The following is a 15368-nucleotide window of genomic DNA, read 5'->3' as shown; positions in this document are numbered from 1 at the left end:
CTCAACAAGAAACGGCGGTGTGAAATGGAACAAAGGACAGCAGAGTGGTTTCAAGCGCGCTTGGGTAAAGTCACTGCATCTAATGTCTACAGCGTACTCAGTAATACAGCTAAAGGCTTGCCTACCAGCAAATATGAAGACTACAAAATCAAACTCATTACAGAGCGCCTAATAGAAGGAATAAGCCAATCTTATATAACACCAGCTATGCAATGGGGCATTGAACATGAGGATGATGCCTTGAGAGAATATGCATTCATTTATGACACAGACGTCACAAGGTGCGGGTTTATCCAACACCCCACAATAAAAATGGCAGGAGCAAGTCCTGATGGATTTGTTGGTGATGACGGTTTAGTTGAAGTTAAATGTCCACAATCGACCACGCATTTGCGCTTCTTTATGGATGGCAAAATCAAACCAGAATATCACGCACAGATGCAATTCCAAATGGCTTGTACAGGACGAAAATGGTGTCATTTCATGAGCTATAATCCAAACTTTGTAGGTAGATCTACTGGTTTGAGAATGAAAATCAAACGCGTCAACCGTGACGAGGAACAAATTGAAAAGATTAATAAAGCGGTCGAAATCTTTTTAGGGGAAATAGAACAAGAAATGCAAAAGATTTTGACAAAAGCTGCTTGAACCTATGGGGGTGCTCTCTCCTCCCAGCACCCCCGCCCATTTAATTAATATAAAAAAGAGAAAGGTAATGAGATGATATTTGATGATGGAGATAGATATGTAACGACACGTGAGTGTGCACAGCTTTTTAGTGTATCCACAACAACGATTCGCAATTGGGTGCTTCAGGGGTTGTTTCCGGAGCCATATAAGCTAGGGAGAGCAGTGAGGTGGAGAAAAAAGAGATCTTACCCTTTACTCCAAAGAAAAATAAGGAGCAAATAAGAACAAATTAGGTAAAGTTGTATAAACCGTAGAAGGTGGTCTAAAAGGTGGTCTGAAAATGGCTATTTAAAGAAAAAATCTATATATTTCAATATGTTTAAGAAATAAAATGGTGCCCCCAGAGAGACTCGAACTCCCGACCCCCTGATTACAAATCAGGTGCTCTACCAACTGAGCTATAAGGGCGTAACCATGTAGGAGTTAGCACAAACTAACAAAAAGGAAAACAGAAAATTATAAAATTTTGTGCATATTAAGTGAAAACTATATAACAAATAAAAAATAACCAACTTATTTCCTCTTTTACCACTTTTTACAGCAAGATTAGAACTATCCTTATGTTGATATCTTATAGAATCTTTTATAAAAAAACACCATTTTGCTCTCGAATTACGAATCTGAAGACTTTGATTGATGAGAAAGGTATTTTTCTAACCAGTGAATATTATAATTACCATCAGCAACATCTTGATTATTAATAAGATCGCGAAAAAGAGGTAGTGTAGTTTTTATTCCATCAACGACAAATTCATCTAAAGCACGCCGTAAACGCATCATACATTCTAAACGGGTACGTCCATGAACAATCAGCTTTCCAATCATGCTATCATAGTAAGGAGGAATACGGTAACCTGAATAAGCGCCTGAATCAACACGAATTCCTAAACCTCCAGGGGTATGAAAATGTGTAATGGTTCCAGGTGATGGCGTAAAATTAATAGGATCTTCTGCATTAATACGGCATTCAATGGCATGACCAGAAAAACAGACATCATCTTGTGTCAATGAAAGCTTGCAGCCTGATGCAATATGGATTTGTTCATGGACTAAATCTATACCTGTAATTGCTTCAGTTACAGGATGCTCGACTTGTAAACGCGTATTCATTTCAATAAAATAAAATTCGCCATTTTCATAGAGAAATTCAACAGTACCAGCTCCACGATATCCAAGTTGGGCACAGGCGTTTGCAACAATACTTCCAATTTTTTTCCGTTCAGTTTCATTAAGTGCAGGTGACGTAGCTTCTTCCCATATTTTTTGATGCCGTCGTTGAAGTGAACAATCGCGTTCTCCTAAATGAATAGCATTGCCCGCACCATCACCTATGACTTGAATTTCAATATGACGGGGTTTTTCTAAATATTTTTCTATGTAAACAGCGTCATCACCAAAAGCAGCTTTCGCTTCTGAACGCGTTGTTTTGAGAGCTATAGAAAATTCTTGTTCAGAATGAACGACTTTCATACCACGTCCACCACCACCGGCAGAAGCTTTTATAATAACTGGATAACCAATTTCTCGAGCAGTGCGTAAAGCATCTGATTCTTCTGTGATTGCTCCATCTGAACCTGGAACGACAGGAATACCAAGTTTTTGGGCGGTTTTCTTGGCTTCGATTTTATCGCCCATGATTCGGATATGAGTAGCTGTTGGACCGATGAATGTAATATCATGGGCTTCTAGAACATCTGTAAATTTTGCATTTTCAGAAAGAAAGCCATAACCTGGATGAACAGCATCAGCTCCTGTAATTTCACAAGCAGCAATAATTTGCTGAATACTCAAATAAGAATCGCGAGCGGGAGGAGGGCCAATACAAACACTTTCGTCAGCAAGACGAACATGCATTGCATCTGCATCAGCGGTAGAGTGAACAGCAACGGTTTTTATGCCAAGTTCTTTACATGCACGTAAAACGCGAAGAGCAATTTCTCCCCGATTAGCAATGAGGATTTTTCGAATCATGGTTGCCCCTCGCTTTATTCAACAATAATAAGTGGTTCACCAAATTCAACAGGTTGGCCATCTTTGACAAGAACAGTGGTTACCGTGCCTGAGCGTGGTGATGAAATTTGATTCATTGTTTTCATGGCTTCAATAATAAGTAATGTCTCCCCTTCAGAAACATTTTGTCCTACTTCTACAAAAGGTTGCGCGCCTGGTGAAGGTGCAAGATAAGCTGTTCCAACCATTGGAGAGGTTATAGTGTTTTTTGATTTATCTTCTTGAATAGGTTGTAGAGGAGATTCAGTTGTTGGAACTGGGGAGGATGTTACAGAAAAAGTGGGAGTAGAAACAGGAGCATAGATTGCTTGCTCAGAAGAAGTTAAGGTATTTTGGCGGGAAATACAAATACGAATCTCCCCTTGTTCAACTTCAATGTTCGTTAAATTTGTATCATTCAAAATTTCAGCAAGATCACGAATAATTTTCGTATCAATTGCGGTTTTTGCCGAATCCACTTTTTTTATTGCCATTTTATTTCTAACTCCTTGATCAATGAAGATCGTCATTATCTCATTTTATGATCGAATATTTCTAGATTAGGGATCATATCTTTTGAGGCTTTAAAGATATTTATTTCCTTTAAGTCATTATATTTTGCAATTTTGAACTCGTATCCGCTTTACGCAAAATTGCACTTATAAGCCTGTTGTCAAAAAAGAGAAAGCATAAAATTACCTCATTTACAGTATTCTGCCTAAAACTGATCAGGTATTTACTGTGTATTATCTATCGCTTGTTTTAAAATATCTTGTCTGACTGCGCCGATGAATATTTTATTACCAATGATGTAAGAAGGTGTTCCCGTAATATGAAGTGTAGAGGCAATTTGAATATTTTCTTTAAAAGCGTTTTGCAGATTAGGATCTTTTATTGCATTACGGAGTTTTTTTTCATCAGCTCCTAATGAAACAGCTATTTTTATAGCTTTAGCTTCATTTGCGCGCCCTTGATGCATTAAAAGTGTTTTGTGAAACTGAGGATATTTTTCTGGGAATTGTTTTCGAAATGCGTAGGCAACGATATGGGTAGCCATAGAATCAGATCCCAAAATTGGTAAATCTTTGATAATAACCCGTAGATCTGGGGATTCTTTTATCAAGTCTTCTATATATGAATAGGAACTTTTACAAAACTTACAATTGTAATCAAAAAACTCAACAAGTGCTTTTTTACCATTTGGATTCCCCAAAACAGCGTCATGAGGAGAATGAAAAATTTCCTTTTCTAATAAATGAATAATTGAGCTTTGACTTTCATCTTCATTCTGTCTTCCCAGCTTATCTTGAAGGATAAGCTGCATTTCAATCAAAATTTCTGGATGAGTAAGAAGATACTCTCTGACAATTTGTTGAATATGCTGAGAATCAGTATGCGGAGCCATTGTTTCTTTAAGCTTAGATAAAAAGCTAGAATCTTCTAAAAGTTGTGCTTTAAGTTTTTCTAAGCTTAAATGATTGGTTACTTTTTGCTGTGATGTTGCGTTTGATAAAGAAGGTGAAAAGGTTAAAATACTCAACATAACTGGGACTAAAATTTTTGAAATAACTGTTATTTTCGAGTTTTGAGGTTGATGAGTCATCTGTATACCTTTACATTTTCTATTGTGTCATTGAGTGAACTATATGAAAAGCGTTCTCTATGTGCAATAAAGCATTTAGCTATAGTGTGTATTCTCAAATGAGAAAAAACATTAATTTTTCTCTAAAAAGCTTTCATATGATGTACATTTGCAAAGATTATGTTGCCTAGAGGATAAAAAATCATCTCTTTAATTTGTCAAATGTTTTTTTGATGTATAAGGGTATCAAAAGCTTTTTGTGCGTGTTTATTTTAGGAAAAAGTACGTTGATAATACAACGAAGAACACTTGTATTGTTTTTTATTGTTGCTTTATTGAGGACAGTGAAACAAAATTGAATAATGAAAAGTGAAATTATGAAAACCACAATGCATTATGAGCTGTTTATCATTGGGGGAGGGATAAACGGGTGTGGATTGGCAAGAGATGCAGCTGGACGCGGTTTTAAAGTGGGATTAGCTGAAATGAAAGATCTTGCATCGGGGACTTCAAGTGCATCAACAAAACTTATTCATGGTGGTCTTCGTTATCTTGAACATTATGAGTTCAAACTTGTTCGTGAGGCACTCAAAGAACGCGAGATCATTTTACGCATAGCGCCACATATTGTACGCCCTTTGCGTTTTCTTCTTCCTTATCATAAAGAATTGCGCCCTGCTTGGATGTTGCGTTTTGGACTTTTTATTTATGATTATTTAGGAAGCTGGAATCAGAAATTGTGGCGCAGTAAAACGATTAATTTTTCAAAAAAGTTTTGCGCTACACTGAAAAAAGAATATCAGAGAGGTTTTGAATATTCTGATGCAAGAGTAGATGATGCGCGTTTAGTCATTGCCAATGCTCGTGATGCAGAAAAGTGGGGAGCTGATATAAAAGTACGGACAAAAGTTCTCTCTTTAAAAAGAGAAGACAAAAAATGGCGTGTCTTTCTTCAAGACAAATTAAACGGTAAAAAATATAATGTCACAGCTTCTTATGTCGCGAATATGACAGGTCCTTGGATTGATCGTGTTTTGTCAAGCGTATTAGATTGTAAAGAACACACACCAATACGCCTTGTTAGAGGTTCTCATATTTTGGTTCCCAAGCTTTATACGCATGATCGTGCTTATATTTTTCAAAATGGTGATGGGCGTATTATATTTGCTATTCCGTATGAAGAAGAGTTTACCTTGCTTGGAACAACAGATTGTAACTATCAGGGAGATCCTGCTGATGCTCATATTACTGATACAGAAATAAACTATATCTGCGCAGCAGCCAGTGAATATTTCATACAACCAGTATTACCTGAAACGATTGTCTGGTCTTACTCTGGAGTTCGTCCACTCTATGATGATGGAGCTTCAAAAGCACAAGAAATTACGCGCGATTATGTTTTAAGAGAAATGGGAACAGGAAGTGCACCAAAGATTCTTAATCTTTATGGTGGAAAGATTACAACTTATCGTAAGTTGGCTGAAGATGCGATGAGATTTGTTGAAAAAGCACTTGGTAAAAAGGGAGCGTCATGGACAGCTAATGCACCCCTTCCAGGGGGGGATTTTCACTATAATAAATTAGATGTAATTGAAAATAAAATTGCTTTTTTAATGCCAGATTTAGATGCCTTTACACACCGCAGACTTGCACGCTCCTACGGCACAGAAGCCTTAGTGATATTTGCAAATGGTAAGGCGGACAGAGGAAAAGATTTTGGACATGGGCTTTATGAAATAGAAGTAAAATGGTTGATGGAAAAAGAATGGGCTAAAGCATGTGAAGATGTGTTATGGCGTCGTTCAAAACTTGGACTTCTCTTTAATGAGCAAGAGGTTGATACTCTTTCTTCCTATATGCAGAGCCAAAAAGAGATTGAACAACATTTATAATCATTTAATTTTACAGATTTTATTTGCAATATTGTAGAATATTTTTCTCCAAGAGATATTGATATAAGGTACATTCACACATGTTAAAAAATAATGCTCGTCTATACCCTCATCTTAGTTGTTTGTTTGCAACAACCATATAATGGCAAAATTAGGTTGAATATTTAGGGTAAAATTTGTCTATCCTATGAAGTGAAATCTAATAAAGAACGCATTGAGAGAAAATGTTTTATAATTAGATTCATATGAATAAGAAGTTTTGTCCTTTATCTTAAGGAGGAGATAAAAATACTTTCTATCGTGTTTTTTGCACAATAAGTTGGAATATTCTAAAGAAAATTAAGCCTATCATAAAAAATTGTATAATGTTTTAATTTATCATTTATTGTCTTAAACGCTGTGCTAAATCATGTAAGGATAGAGGCGTAATGGGGATTTTAAGAAGGACTTGTAAATAAGTTTTTTATGTTACAGTGAAAATCTTCTTCTTTCATGTTCATATATCTGAACATGATTCTATAAGAAGTGCGATATTGTATTTTATTATGATTGATTGTAATAAACTTTTCTATCAATTGAAGGAAACAATTGATAGAAAGAGGCTGTTATTATACGCGTGATCGTATAAAAGAATAACACTTTCTGTAAAATAAAAGTAAGTATTTTTCTATGTATAAAGAGAGAGCTATGGGGATATGAGAGTAGTCGCCTCATGATATTTTACAATCTTCCATCGCCTGTAAAATTTGCAGTCGCACCAATGTTGGACTGGACAGACCGACATTGTAGGTTTTTTTATCGTCTTTTAACGAAAAAAGCTCTTCTTTATACGGAAATGATGGTCGCAGATGCTGTCATTCATGGTGTTCGAGATCAATTGTTGGCTTTTAGCCATAAAGAATGTCCAGTTGCATTACAATTAGGGGGAGCAGATCCGAAAAAGTTGGCAGAAGCTGCACGGATTGCTGAAGATTTTGGCTATAATGAAATAAATCTCAATGTCGGTTGCCCATCAAATCGTGTTCAAGCAGGCGTATTTGGAGCTTGTTTGATGTTACATCCAGACATTGTGGCAAATGCTGTGGAAGCGATGAAACGAGAGGTTACGATACCCGTAACTATCAAATGTCGGATTGGAGTGGACGAACAAGATGAAGAATTAGCATTAGATCTTTTGGCTAATCAGGTTTGGAATGCTGGATGCGATGCGCTCTGGATACATGCACGCAAGGCATGGCTAAAAGGATTGAGTCCAAAAGAAAACCGTAATATTCCGCCCCTTAATTATGAAAGGGTTTATAAATTGAAACGTAAATATCCTCATAAATTCATTGGGATAAATGGTGGAATTAAATTGATTGATGAGATCAAAGAGCATTTGACTTTCTGTGATGCTGTTATGGTTGGTCGCCAAGTTTATCATGATCCAACTTTGTTAAAACATATTGATTTTGAACTTTATGGTGAGGCGCAAAATAATCTGAGTGAAAGTGATCTTATTGAGGTTATGTGTGATTATGCGGATCGACATATTGCATCGGGAGGGCGGCTTTCTCACGTGACACGTCACATGATTGGTTTATTTCATGGGCGAGAGGGGGCACGTCGATGGCGACAAATATTATCAAATGATGCAACAAAACAAAATGCAGATATATCTATTTTGAAAGAAGCTTTTCATGCTCTCATTTAATAACAGCCTGACAATTAACCTATGTTAAAGTTGAGATTTTTTGCGCTTTGTTTTCTTTACGATGATTTTGATGACTTTAATTTTATAAGTTTTTAAAAACTTATAACTTTTGTTATAGAAAGAACATTAGGATTCATATATTACACAACACGCTTATTTTTCCTATTTAATAGGAGAATAGGTTAGGGGTGATGTGTAAAGATAGTAATAAGATATTGATAATATTTTGCATGTTCGTTATTTGATGAGAAAATAGAATATAAAAATTATTGCTTTCATAATATTTAACGTTTTTAAAGCACTGTTTAAAAAAGCAATAAATTATTCATATCCTGTATATATGACGTGATTTTCATTAAACATTGTAGATTTTAAAGGTATTCTCATGACCGTTAGCCCATTTGATGATTTTCGTGCTTTGCTTACAAATTTACCTGTTGCTGATGAGTTTTCTATGATTTTGGCAAAGAAAAGGCAAAAAAACTTAACAAAAGCGCAAGGAGCATTAGGAAAACTGGGAGATATTGCTGTTTGGTATGCGGGATGGAAGGGTACAGAAAAACCTATCGTAACGCGACCTTTAGTCGCTATTTTTTCTGGAAATCATGGTATTGTAGAAGAGAATGTTACACCATTTCCACAATCTATGACACAAAGGATGGTACAAAATTTTGCATCTGGTGGTGCTGCTATCAACCAAATTTGTATAGCTTATGATCTTGGATTAAAGATATTTGATTTAGCATTGGAATATCCAACAATGAATATTACGAAAGATGCCGCAATGGATGAGCGAAGTGCGGCTGCTACAATGGCATTTGGAATGGAATCCATTGCTGGCGGAACAGATCTTTTATGTATTGGTGAAATGGGGATTGGAAACACAACAATAGCTTCAGCTTTATGTTTAGCATTGTTTGGTGGAGAAGTTGAAGAGTGGACAGGAAATGGTATGGGATCGGAGGGTGATTTTTATCAGCGTAAAATAGCAGCGGTTAAGACAGCAGTTTCTTTGCATAAGGAGCATTTTAATGATCCTTTTGAAATTATGCGTCGCTTAGGAGGCCGTGAAATTGCAGCTATGGTTGGTGCTATTTTAGCAGCAAGAATGGAAAAAATACCAGTCATTTTAGATGGTTTTGTGGCAACTGCAGCAGCAGCGATCCTTTATAAAATGCATCCAAAAGCTCTTGATCATACCCTTGTTGGACATGTTTCTTCTGAGAAAGCCCATCGTAAACTCTTAAAAAAAATCGGTAAAGAACCACTTCTAGATTTTGGAATGCGTCTTGGTGAAGGGACAGGAGCAGCTATGGCTGCTGGTATCGTCAAAGCCGCTGTTTTAACACATGCACAAATGGCAGTTCTGGAACAAGAAAGTTTGAACGCCTAAAAGATAATGAGATAGATATAAAAAAACCTTAAGAGTTTTGCTCATTTATCTTTTCATGTAATTTGATATAATTCAGCGGAAGTTCCGTTGTATATTTAATCTGTTCCATTGCGAAAGAAGATGAGACATCACGGATATCAATTTTAGAAATTAATTTTTTATAAAAAAGATCATAAGCTTCAATATTGGGAACAACAACACGCAATAAATAGTCAATATCTCCACTCATTCGGTAAAATTCAATGACTTCACGGAATTCTTGTACAATTTTTGAAAAACGCTTAAACCATTCATGACTATGGGTATTTGTGCGAATAGAAACAAAAACAGTGACATGCGCATTTACTTTTTCTGGAGAAAGAACGGCAACGCGACGCTGAATAACACCATCTTCTTCAAGTTTTTGAATTCTACGCCAGCAAGGCGTGGTCGAAAGTCCAACTTTTTTAGCAATATCAGCGACAGAAAGTGTTGCGTTTTCTTGCAAAAGATGTAAAATTTTTCGGTCAAGACGGTCCATAATTTATTCTCAATATTTTTAATTTATAAAAATTTACGCACTAAACAACGCAAATATACAATAAGCTCATCATTAAACCATGGATTTTTCTGTAACCAAGAAGTATTTCGCCATGATGGATGAGGCAAAGGCATAACATTATAGCCTCGAGGTTGAGGAATGGAAAGGATATTTCTCCAATCACCAACAGTTGCAGAAACGGTTTTATGTTTTAATTCTGTAATGTGCCACTTTTGCGCATAACGGCCAATAGCAAGAACAAGCTTTATTTGAGGCATAGCTTGAAATATCTTTTCATGCCATATTTCTCGACATTCACGTCTTGGTGGTAAATCAGCTTTATTTTTGTCATAACCTGGAAAACAAAATCCCATAGGAACAATAGCAAAGAGAGATTTATTATAAAATTCTTCTTCCGTAACACCCAGCCAATTACGCAATCTTTCACCAGAACGATCATTAAAAGGGATAGAAGTTTCATGAACACGCAATCCTGGTGCTTGTCCTGCAATTGCAATCAAAGCCGTATTGGATAAATAAACGACGGGATTTGGTTCATGAGGAAGAGGAGGAAAATAATGGGGTTGTTGGATACAAACACGACAGGAATAGATCTTTTGTTCAAGTTTGATAATTGGGCTACATTGTTTCATTGGTAAATAAAATTAAAGAGTATTTTTCTTATTCTGTGCGCGGATTCGCTTTGCGCCATTCTTTTGGTCGTTGAAAACTTGATGCCCATATTCCTTTCTTTTTCCTTCTAGCTTCTTGCTCTTCTTTGGGGTATTCATAATAACTTACAGCCCAACCATTATGTACAAGCGTTGCGTTAATATTGCCAACTTGTTTTGTTTTACATGTTGCAAGGATACGGCGATATTTATCTGTTTTATGCCAGAGACATGTAACTGTTTGATTTTTTAGTAGTTGTTCTAAATATTTTTTTGCTTCAATTCCACAAGGGTAGCGTGCCTCCTTTTTTCCACAAAATTGGTGAAGTTCAGGAGCATCAATTCCAGCCAGTCGAATCTTAATTGAAGAAATCATGATGGTATCGCCATCAATGATTAATGCATTTCCTTCCACAGAGCTTTGAGAAGAAATTTTTTCTTTTTGAGATAACGATTGAGTCTGCTTAAAATAAGTTGACATAATCATAAGAATACTAGCAGAAACAAAAATACTGAAACCGATAACTTTTAGATTAAAGCCTCTTAGATTAAAATGAGAAAAAAAATTTTTCATGAAATAAAAAACTGCTATTTTTTATTATAACGCATTTTATTCAGTATTGCTTATAATCTTTTCAAGAAATTTTTATTCATATCACGAAACACCATCTCGTTTTAACGACAAAATTTTTGTTAAATACCACGACAATCAAATACTCATGCAGGATATATGTAAGCAACTTAAACAATAAATCAACTTATCCAAATCGGGACAAAACATACAAATTTAAGGTCATATAAATTTCAAAATAAACTTTTAAAGAAATAGAAAAACGACCCTCAGACAATAACCCCGAAGGCAATACTTCCACATTTCTCTTGGACTATAAAACTTATCAATTCAATGATAAATTCATTTATTTAATTTTTGTTTCTTTAAATTCAACGTGCTTTTTTACAACTGGATCATATTTACGCTTGCTCATTTTATCTGTCATGGTACGGCTGTTTTTCTTTGTAACATAGAAAAAACCAGTATCTGCAGTTGATAAAAGCTTGATCTTAATGGTTGCTGCTTTAGCCATAATGTAAGAACCTTATTTATACTGAAAAAATATTATCTTGCTATCAAAACCTATTTCTGAAGTCATCAGATTTTCCAGCAACAGTACGGATGTTCTCGAAAAAGTCAAGAGCTGATTAATTTTCTCATAAGTTGGACAAACACCAAAATGACATATAAACCGAAAAAAACAGCCATGGCTATTGAAAAACCGAAGGGTTTAAAGATATCCATGGATTTTCCGATAAAGGTCGGTCCGATGAGCATACCAATTCCATAACAAAAAATAAAAGCAGAATTAGCAGCTGCAAGTTCTTGCCCCTTGAGACGGGCTCCTAAATGTGCAAGAACAATTGTATAAAGGCTCGCTGATACACCACCTAGAAAAAACAAATCAAGCATCAAAACCCATGGATATTGAAGAATCCATGGTACTATAAAAGTTCCTATAAACCTAGAATAGCGCAACTCATCAGTGGGTAGCGTCGATCTTTGGCGTAGTCGCTTATAATGCTGATAGGAATTAAGAGGAAAATATTCCCAAGTGCAAGGGTTGCCATAAAATGTGCTGCTTCATTCTCATTATAACCAATGGATAAACTAAAGGGTATTATAAGAGTTAATACGCCCATTTGAATGGCCCCGTAAACAAGGACCGCCATCATTGCACTTGGAACGTGAAAAAGATAACGAAAAAATGGCATATATTGATTTTTTTGAAATTCTGGACTTAGTTTCCAAGCGGCAAGAATTGGGATAGTAGCAAGTATAATAAGGCTATATCCAACAGCAAAAGGAATAAATCCTTGTGTTCCCACTTTTGCTAGCAGCGTTAGACCTATTATAACCCCTAATCCTAAGACAATAGCATAAATAGAAAGGATCAAACCGCGTTTTTTGGGGGGAGCATAACTGTTGATCCAAAACTCTGACAGGATAAACATAACTGTCATGCTGAAATGTAATATAAACTTTAAAATAAACCAAACCCATATGGAATCAAAAAAATAGAATCCTAAAAAACTTAAAGATCCTATCGCCATCATAAGTAATATTGTTTGAGCGATGCCTAAGCATAAGGCAATTCGAGACGTAAAAATAGCTGCAATAATTATGCCTATTCCACCAACTGTTCCACTATAGCCGATCGTACTGTTGGAAAGTCCTTTTTCTGCCATAAGAAAAGAGACAAGTTGTGTTCCCATTCCCAATGCTGTTCCAACAGTGCCAATGGTTGCAATAGCTGCAATAATGGCACGCAAAGAATTATTTTGAGAGTCAAAAGCTTTTTTTCATGAGAATGACTTAAGATACTTTTGTTTATTCGAATAATAAAAAGGTGTGCTGAAATGAAAAAAGCCCAAGCTTCCTTTTGCAGATTTTCTCACCTCTTGAGTATAAAAACTCTGCAATATTTTTATACAATTACTATAGATATAAAATAAAATATATGTATTATTATATAATAAAGAAAGAAAATTATATACATAAAATAATATAAACACTACCTATTATAGGTATTTTATTATCTTAAAGGTATTATTATATTATTGTTTATATTCTGTTTAATAGTAAAACAAGAATTTTATTTTTTATTAATATTTTCTTCTTCCATAAAAAGGATGCTTTTGTTTTTTTAATTTGTTTTTATGGTAGGATGTCGGTGAAAATTTTATTGGACGAGGTTTTGTTAAGAGCTCAAAGCATAAAGCACCAGCAAAAGGTTGTACCGTTATAAGTTTTACTTCTACAACATCACTGAGCTGATAGCCTTTATGGCTACGCTGTCCTACAAGAACATGTTGTGCTTCATCAAAATGATAATAATCATTTTTAAGCGTAGAAATATGGACAAAACCATCTGTATTGAGTTTATCAAGTGAGATAAAAAGGCCTGCTTTTGTAACTCCGGAGATGCGACCTGTAAAAATACGTCCAATTTTATTTGTTAAATAGTGAGCAACAAGTCGATCAATCGTTTCTCTTTCAGCCATCATTGCACGGCGCTCGTATAAAGAAATTTGCGTAGCAATTTCTGCAAGATTTTGTTCTTGTGTATCTGTTAATTGATCATTTCCTAATTTGAGAGCTTTAATGAGTGCTCGATGAATAATAAGATCAGCATAACGACGGATTGGTGATGTAAAATGTGTATAATTCTGCAGATTTAAACCAAAATGGCCGCTATTTTTAGGATTGTATTCTGCTTGAGATTGTGAACGCAAAATAACTTGATTGACGAGTTCTTGTTGTTGAGTATGAGCAACCTTTTCTAAAATTCTATTCAGACGTGCTGATGTCAGTTCTGCACTTCGGGCGAGTGATATCCCTAAACTTTGAAGAAAATTCCGTAATATTTCTTGTTTGGCAAGAGAGGGTTTATCATGAATACGATAGATGAAAGGTTGATGATGTTCTTTTAATGTTTCAGAAGCTGCAATATTGGCTTGTATCATAAACTCTTCAATTAAACGATGTGCTTCTAGATGTTCTTCACTCACAACATCTTTTATGCATCCATTTTGATCAAGAATAATCTTTTTTTCTGTTATTTCTAATTCTAGTGGTTGGCGACGATTTCGCGCAGCTTTAAGGCATGCATAGGCTTCCCATAAGGGGTGTAAGATATTCTCAAGCAGGAGCGCACTTTTTTCATTGAGATGTTCTTTTTTTGCTAATTGCATTTCTTGATAAGAGAGTTTGGCTCTCACCCGCATCATAATACGATGAAAACTATGTTTTCGTTTATTACCGTTTGCATCAAAAACCATACGAACGGCTAAAGCCGGTCGTTCTTTTCCTTCACGCAGAGAGCACAAATCATGAGAAAGGCGTTCAGGCAACATTGGCACAACGGTATCGGGAAAATAAACAGAATTTCCACGTTTCAATGCTTCTTTATCTAAAGCGCTTCCTGTTTTGATATAGTAAGAAACATCTGCAATGGCCACAATAATAATCCAACCATCATTATTTTCTGGGTCTTTATCCTTGGTTGCATAAACTGCATCATCATGGTCTTTTGCATCTGGTGGATCAATTGTAATAAATGGTAATTGTCGCCAATCTTCACGATTATCCATATTGGCAGCTTTGATATGTTTAACTTGCTCAAGAACATTTTCAGGAAAAATATAAGGAATTCCTTTCGAAAGAAGCGCTATCATTGAGAGTGTTTTCTCACTCTTAATATGCCCTAAAACATTCTTTATTTTTGCGCTCTTTAATCCGTAACCAGTATTTTTTTTAATTTCGACTTCAACGAGATCACCAATTTGAATCTTCATTTCTGGAGACATTTCAACAATGAGCTCATTGGTTTTGCGGTCTATAGGATCAAGGCGCCATTGATTATTTTCAAATTTTTGTACAACAGCAAATGCGCTTTTGGGAGATACATCAATTTTACGAATAATTCGTCCCGTATAAGGGGGGCTTGAGCTTTCAGAATTTTTATTTCGAAAAACTTTTACAAGAATATGATCTCCAACACCAATGCTACTTCCTTTTATGTGATGAAAAGAGTGTATTTCAATATTGGGCTTTGGAGAATCTTCCCATTCAAGAGGTTGTGCAATAAAACTTCCATCTTTATCACGTCCGCTAATTTTGACTAAAGCAACAGGGGGTAATTTTCCTTTGTTTATTTTCTTTTTGTGCTGTTTAGATATAAGATTTTGATCTTTTAACTCACGTAATATATCTCTCAGCCAAACCCGAGAATCGCCTTTTAAGTTAAAGGCTTTGGCGATTTCTCGTTTACTTGAGTGGTTAGGATTCTCATTTATAAAGGAAAGGATTTCTTCCTTATTGGGAAAATTTTTTCCCTTGAATGAAGAGAGAGATTTTATGTTTTTTTCACCTTTAGCCAAAAT

At 35.5% G+C, this 15368-nt stretch carries 14 protein-coding genes, 1 tRNA gene and 1 pseudogene; 5 read left to right on the top strand and 11 right to left on the bottom strand.

Annotation, left to right across the window (positions count from 1 at the left end):
- The first annotated feature begins 24 nt into the window (after positions 1–24).
- Together ACFIJJ_RS04845 and ACFIJJ_RS04840 are read left to right on the top strand one after the other, a co-directional pair.
- Positions 25–648 (top strand): lambda exonuclease family protein, encoded by a 624-nt coding sequence (locus tag ACFIJJ_RS04845; RefSeq protein WP_375646135.1) that lies wholly within the window; start codon positions 25–27, stop codon positions 646–648.
- A 72-nt stretch (positions 649–720) separates the two neighbouring features.
- Positions 721–923 (top strand): annotated as a pseudogene (locus tag ACFIJJ_RS04840) (helix-turn-helix transcriptional regulator).
- A 99-nt stretch (positions 924–1022) separates the two neighbouring features.
- Here the strand turns inward: ACFIJJ_RS04840 and ACFIJJ_RS04835 are convergent.
- The 4 genes from ACFIJJ_RS04835 to ACFIJJ_RS04820 all read right to left on the bottom strand — a co-directional run bounded on the left by ACFIJJ_RS04835 (position 1023) and on the right by ACFIJJ_RS04820 (position 4282).
- Positions 1023–1098, bottom strand: a tRNA-Thr gene (locus ACFIJJ_RS04835).
- Between the two features lie 204 nt (positions 1099–1302).
- Complete coding sequence (accC, locus tag ACFIJJ_RS04830; RefSeq protein WP_375623115.1) at positions 1303–2661, bottom strand: acetyl-CoA carboxylase biotin carboxylase subunit; 1359 nt, start codon at positions 2659–2661, stop codon at positions 1303–1305.
- Positions 2662–2675: 14 nt separating this feature from the next.
- Positions 2676–3173, bottom strand: a complete 498-nt coding sequence (gene accB / locus ACFIJJ_RS04825; RefSeq protein ID WP_375623117.1) for an acetyl-CoA carboxylase biotin carboxyl carrier protein — start codon at positions 3171–3173, stop codon at positions 2676–2678.
- Between the two features lie 242 nt (positions 3174–3415).
- On the bottom strand, positions 3416–4282 hold the full coding sequence (locus ACFIJJ_RS04820) for a DsbA family protein (RefSeq protein WP_375646125.1): 867 nt from the start codon (positions 4280–4282) through the stop codon (positions 3416–3418).
- A 341-nt stretch (positions 4283–4623) separates the two neighbouring features.
- Here ACFIJJ_RS04820 and glpD point away from each other — a divergent pair, with 341 nt between their 5' ends.
- The 3 genes from glpD to cobT all read left to right on the top strand — a co-directional run bounded on the left by glpD (position 4624) and on the right by cobT (position 9239).
- On the top strand, positions 4624–6153 hold the full coding sequence (glpD, locus tag ACFIJJ_RS04815) for a glycerol-3-phosphate dehydrogenase (protein ID WP_375646123.1): 1530 nt from the start codon (positions 4624–4626) through the stop codon (positions 6151–6153).
- A 712-nt stretch (positions 6154–6865) separates the two neighbouring features.
- Positions 6866–7846, top strand: a complete 981-nt coding sequence (gene dusA / locus ACFIJJ_RS04810) for a tRNA dihydrouridine(20/20a) synthase DusA (RefSeq protein WP_375646120.1) — start codon at positions 6866–6868, stop codon at positions 7844–7846.
- A 385-nt stretch (positions 7847–8231) separates the two neighbouring features.
- Positions 8232–9239: a nicotinate-nucleotide--dimethylbenzimidazole phosphoribosyltransferase gene (gene cobT, locus ACFIJJ_RS04805; RefSeq protein WP_375623125.1), complete on the top strand. Its 1008-nt coding sequence runs from the start codon at positions 8232–8234 to the stop codon at positions 9237–9239.
- 28 nt (positions 9240–9267) lie between these two features.
- Here the strand turns inward: cobT and ACFIJJ_RS04800 are convergent, their stop codons facing one another.
- The 7 genes from ACFIJJ_RS04800 to rnr all read right to left on the bottom strand — a co-directional run bounded on the left by ACFIJJ_RS04800 (position 9268) and on the right by rnr (position 15365).
- A complete protein-coding gene (locus ACFIJJ_RS04800; protein WP_375623127.1) occupies positions 9268–9759 on the bottom strand; it encodes an Lrp/AsnC family transcriptional regulator in 492 nt (163 codons plus the stop codon).
- Positions 9760–9782: 23 nt separating this feature from the next.
- Positions 9783–10412: a uracil-DNA glycosylase family protein gene (locus ACFIJJ_RS04795; RefSeq protein ID WP_375623129.1), complete on the bottom strand. Its 630-nt coding sequence runs from the start codon at positions 10410–10412 to the stop codon at positions 9783–9785.
- A 28-nt stretch (positions 10413–10440) separates the two neighbouring features.
- Entirely contained in the window at positions 10441–11004 is a 564-nt protein-coding gene (locus tag ACFIJJ_RS04790) for a thermonuclease family protein (protein WP_375623131.1), read from the bottom strand.
- Positions 11005–11347: 343 nt separating this feature from the next.
- Positions 11348–11515, bottom strand: coding sequence for a 50S ribosomal protein L33 (gene rpmG / locus ACFIJJ_RS04785; RefSeq protein WP_004864083.1), 168 nt, complete (start codon positions 11513–11515; stop codon positions 11348–11350).
- A gap of 104 nt (positions 11516–11619) precedes the next feature.
- Positions 11620–11895, bottom strand: a complete 276-nt coding sequence (locus tag ACFIJJ_RS04780; protein WP_375623134.1) for a hypothetical protein — start codon at positions 11893–11895, stop codon at positions 11620–11622.
- Positions 11896–11939: 44 nt separating this feature from the next.
- A complete protein-coding gene (locus ACFIJJ_RS04775) occupies positions 11940–12755 on the bottom strand; it encodes an MFS transporter (protein WP_375646118.1) in 816 nt (271 codons plus the stop codon).
- A 333-nt stretch (positions 12756–13088) separates the two neighbouring features.
- Positions 13089–15365: a ribonuclease R gene (gene rnr / locus ACFIJJ_RS04770; protein WP_375646116.1), complete on the bottom strand. Its 2277-nt coding sequence runs from the start codon at positions 15363–15365 to the stop codon at positions 13089–13091.
- Positions 15366–15368 lie beyond the last annotated feature (3 nt).

This window comes from Bartonella sp. TT29SHDZB (assembly GCF_042193395.1).
Taxonomy (GTDB): domain Bacteria; phylum Pseudomonadota; class Alphaproteobacteria; order Rhizobiales; family Rhizobiaceae; genus Bartonella.
This window is presented reverse-complemented; position numbering and strand designations above follow the sequence as displayed.

Bases quoted from the DNA above. Each gene is read 5' to 3' on its own strand.
- ACFIJJ_RS04845 (WP_375646135.1), top strand. From the start codon at position 25: ATGGAACAAAGGACAGCAGAGTGGTTTCAAGCGCGCTTGGGTAAAGTC.
- accC (WP_375623115.1), bottom strand. From the start codon at position 2,661: ATGATTCGAAAAATCCTCATTGCTAATCGGGGAGAAATTGCTCTTCGC.
- accB (WP_375623117.1), bottom strand. From the start codon at position 3,173: ATGGCAATAAAAAAAGTGGATTCGGCAAAAACCGCAATTGATACGAAA.
- ACFIJJ_RS04820 (WP_375646125.1), bottom strand. From the start codon at position 4,282: ATGACTCATCAACCTCAAAACTCGAAAATAACAGTTATTTCAAAAATT.
- glpD (WP_375646123.1), top strand. From the start codon at position 4,624: ATGAAAAGTGAAATTATGAAAACCACAATGCATTATGAGCTGTTTATC.
- dusA (WP_375646120.1), top strand. From the start codon at position 6,866: ATGATATTTTACAATCTTCCATCGCCTGTAAAATTTGCAGTCGCACCA.
- cobT (WP_375623125.1), top strand. From the start codon at position 8,232: ATGACCGTTAGCCCATTTGATGATTTTCGTGCTTTGCTTACAAATTTA.
- ACFIJJ_RS04800 (WP_375623127.1), bottom strand. From the start codon at position 9,759: ATGGACCGTCTTGACCGAAAAATTTTACATCTTTTGCAAGAAAACGCA.
- ACFIJJ_RS04795 (WP_375623129.1), bottom strand. From the start codon at position 10,412: ATGAAACAATGTAGCCCAATTATCAAACTTGAACAAAAGATCTATTCC.
- ACFIJJ_RS04790 (WP_375623131.1), bottom strand. From the start codon at position 11,004: ATGAAAAATTTTTTTTCTCATTTTAATCTAAGAGGCTTTAATCTAAAA.
- rpmG (WP_004864083.1), bottom strand. From the start codon at position 11,515: ATGGCTAAAGCAGCAACCATTAAGATCAAGCTTTTATCAACTGCAGAT.
- ACFIJJ_RS04780 (WP_375623134.1), bottom strand. From the start codon at position 11,895: ATGCTTGATTTGTTTTTTCTAGGTGGTGTATCAGCGAGCCTTTATACA.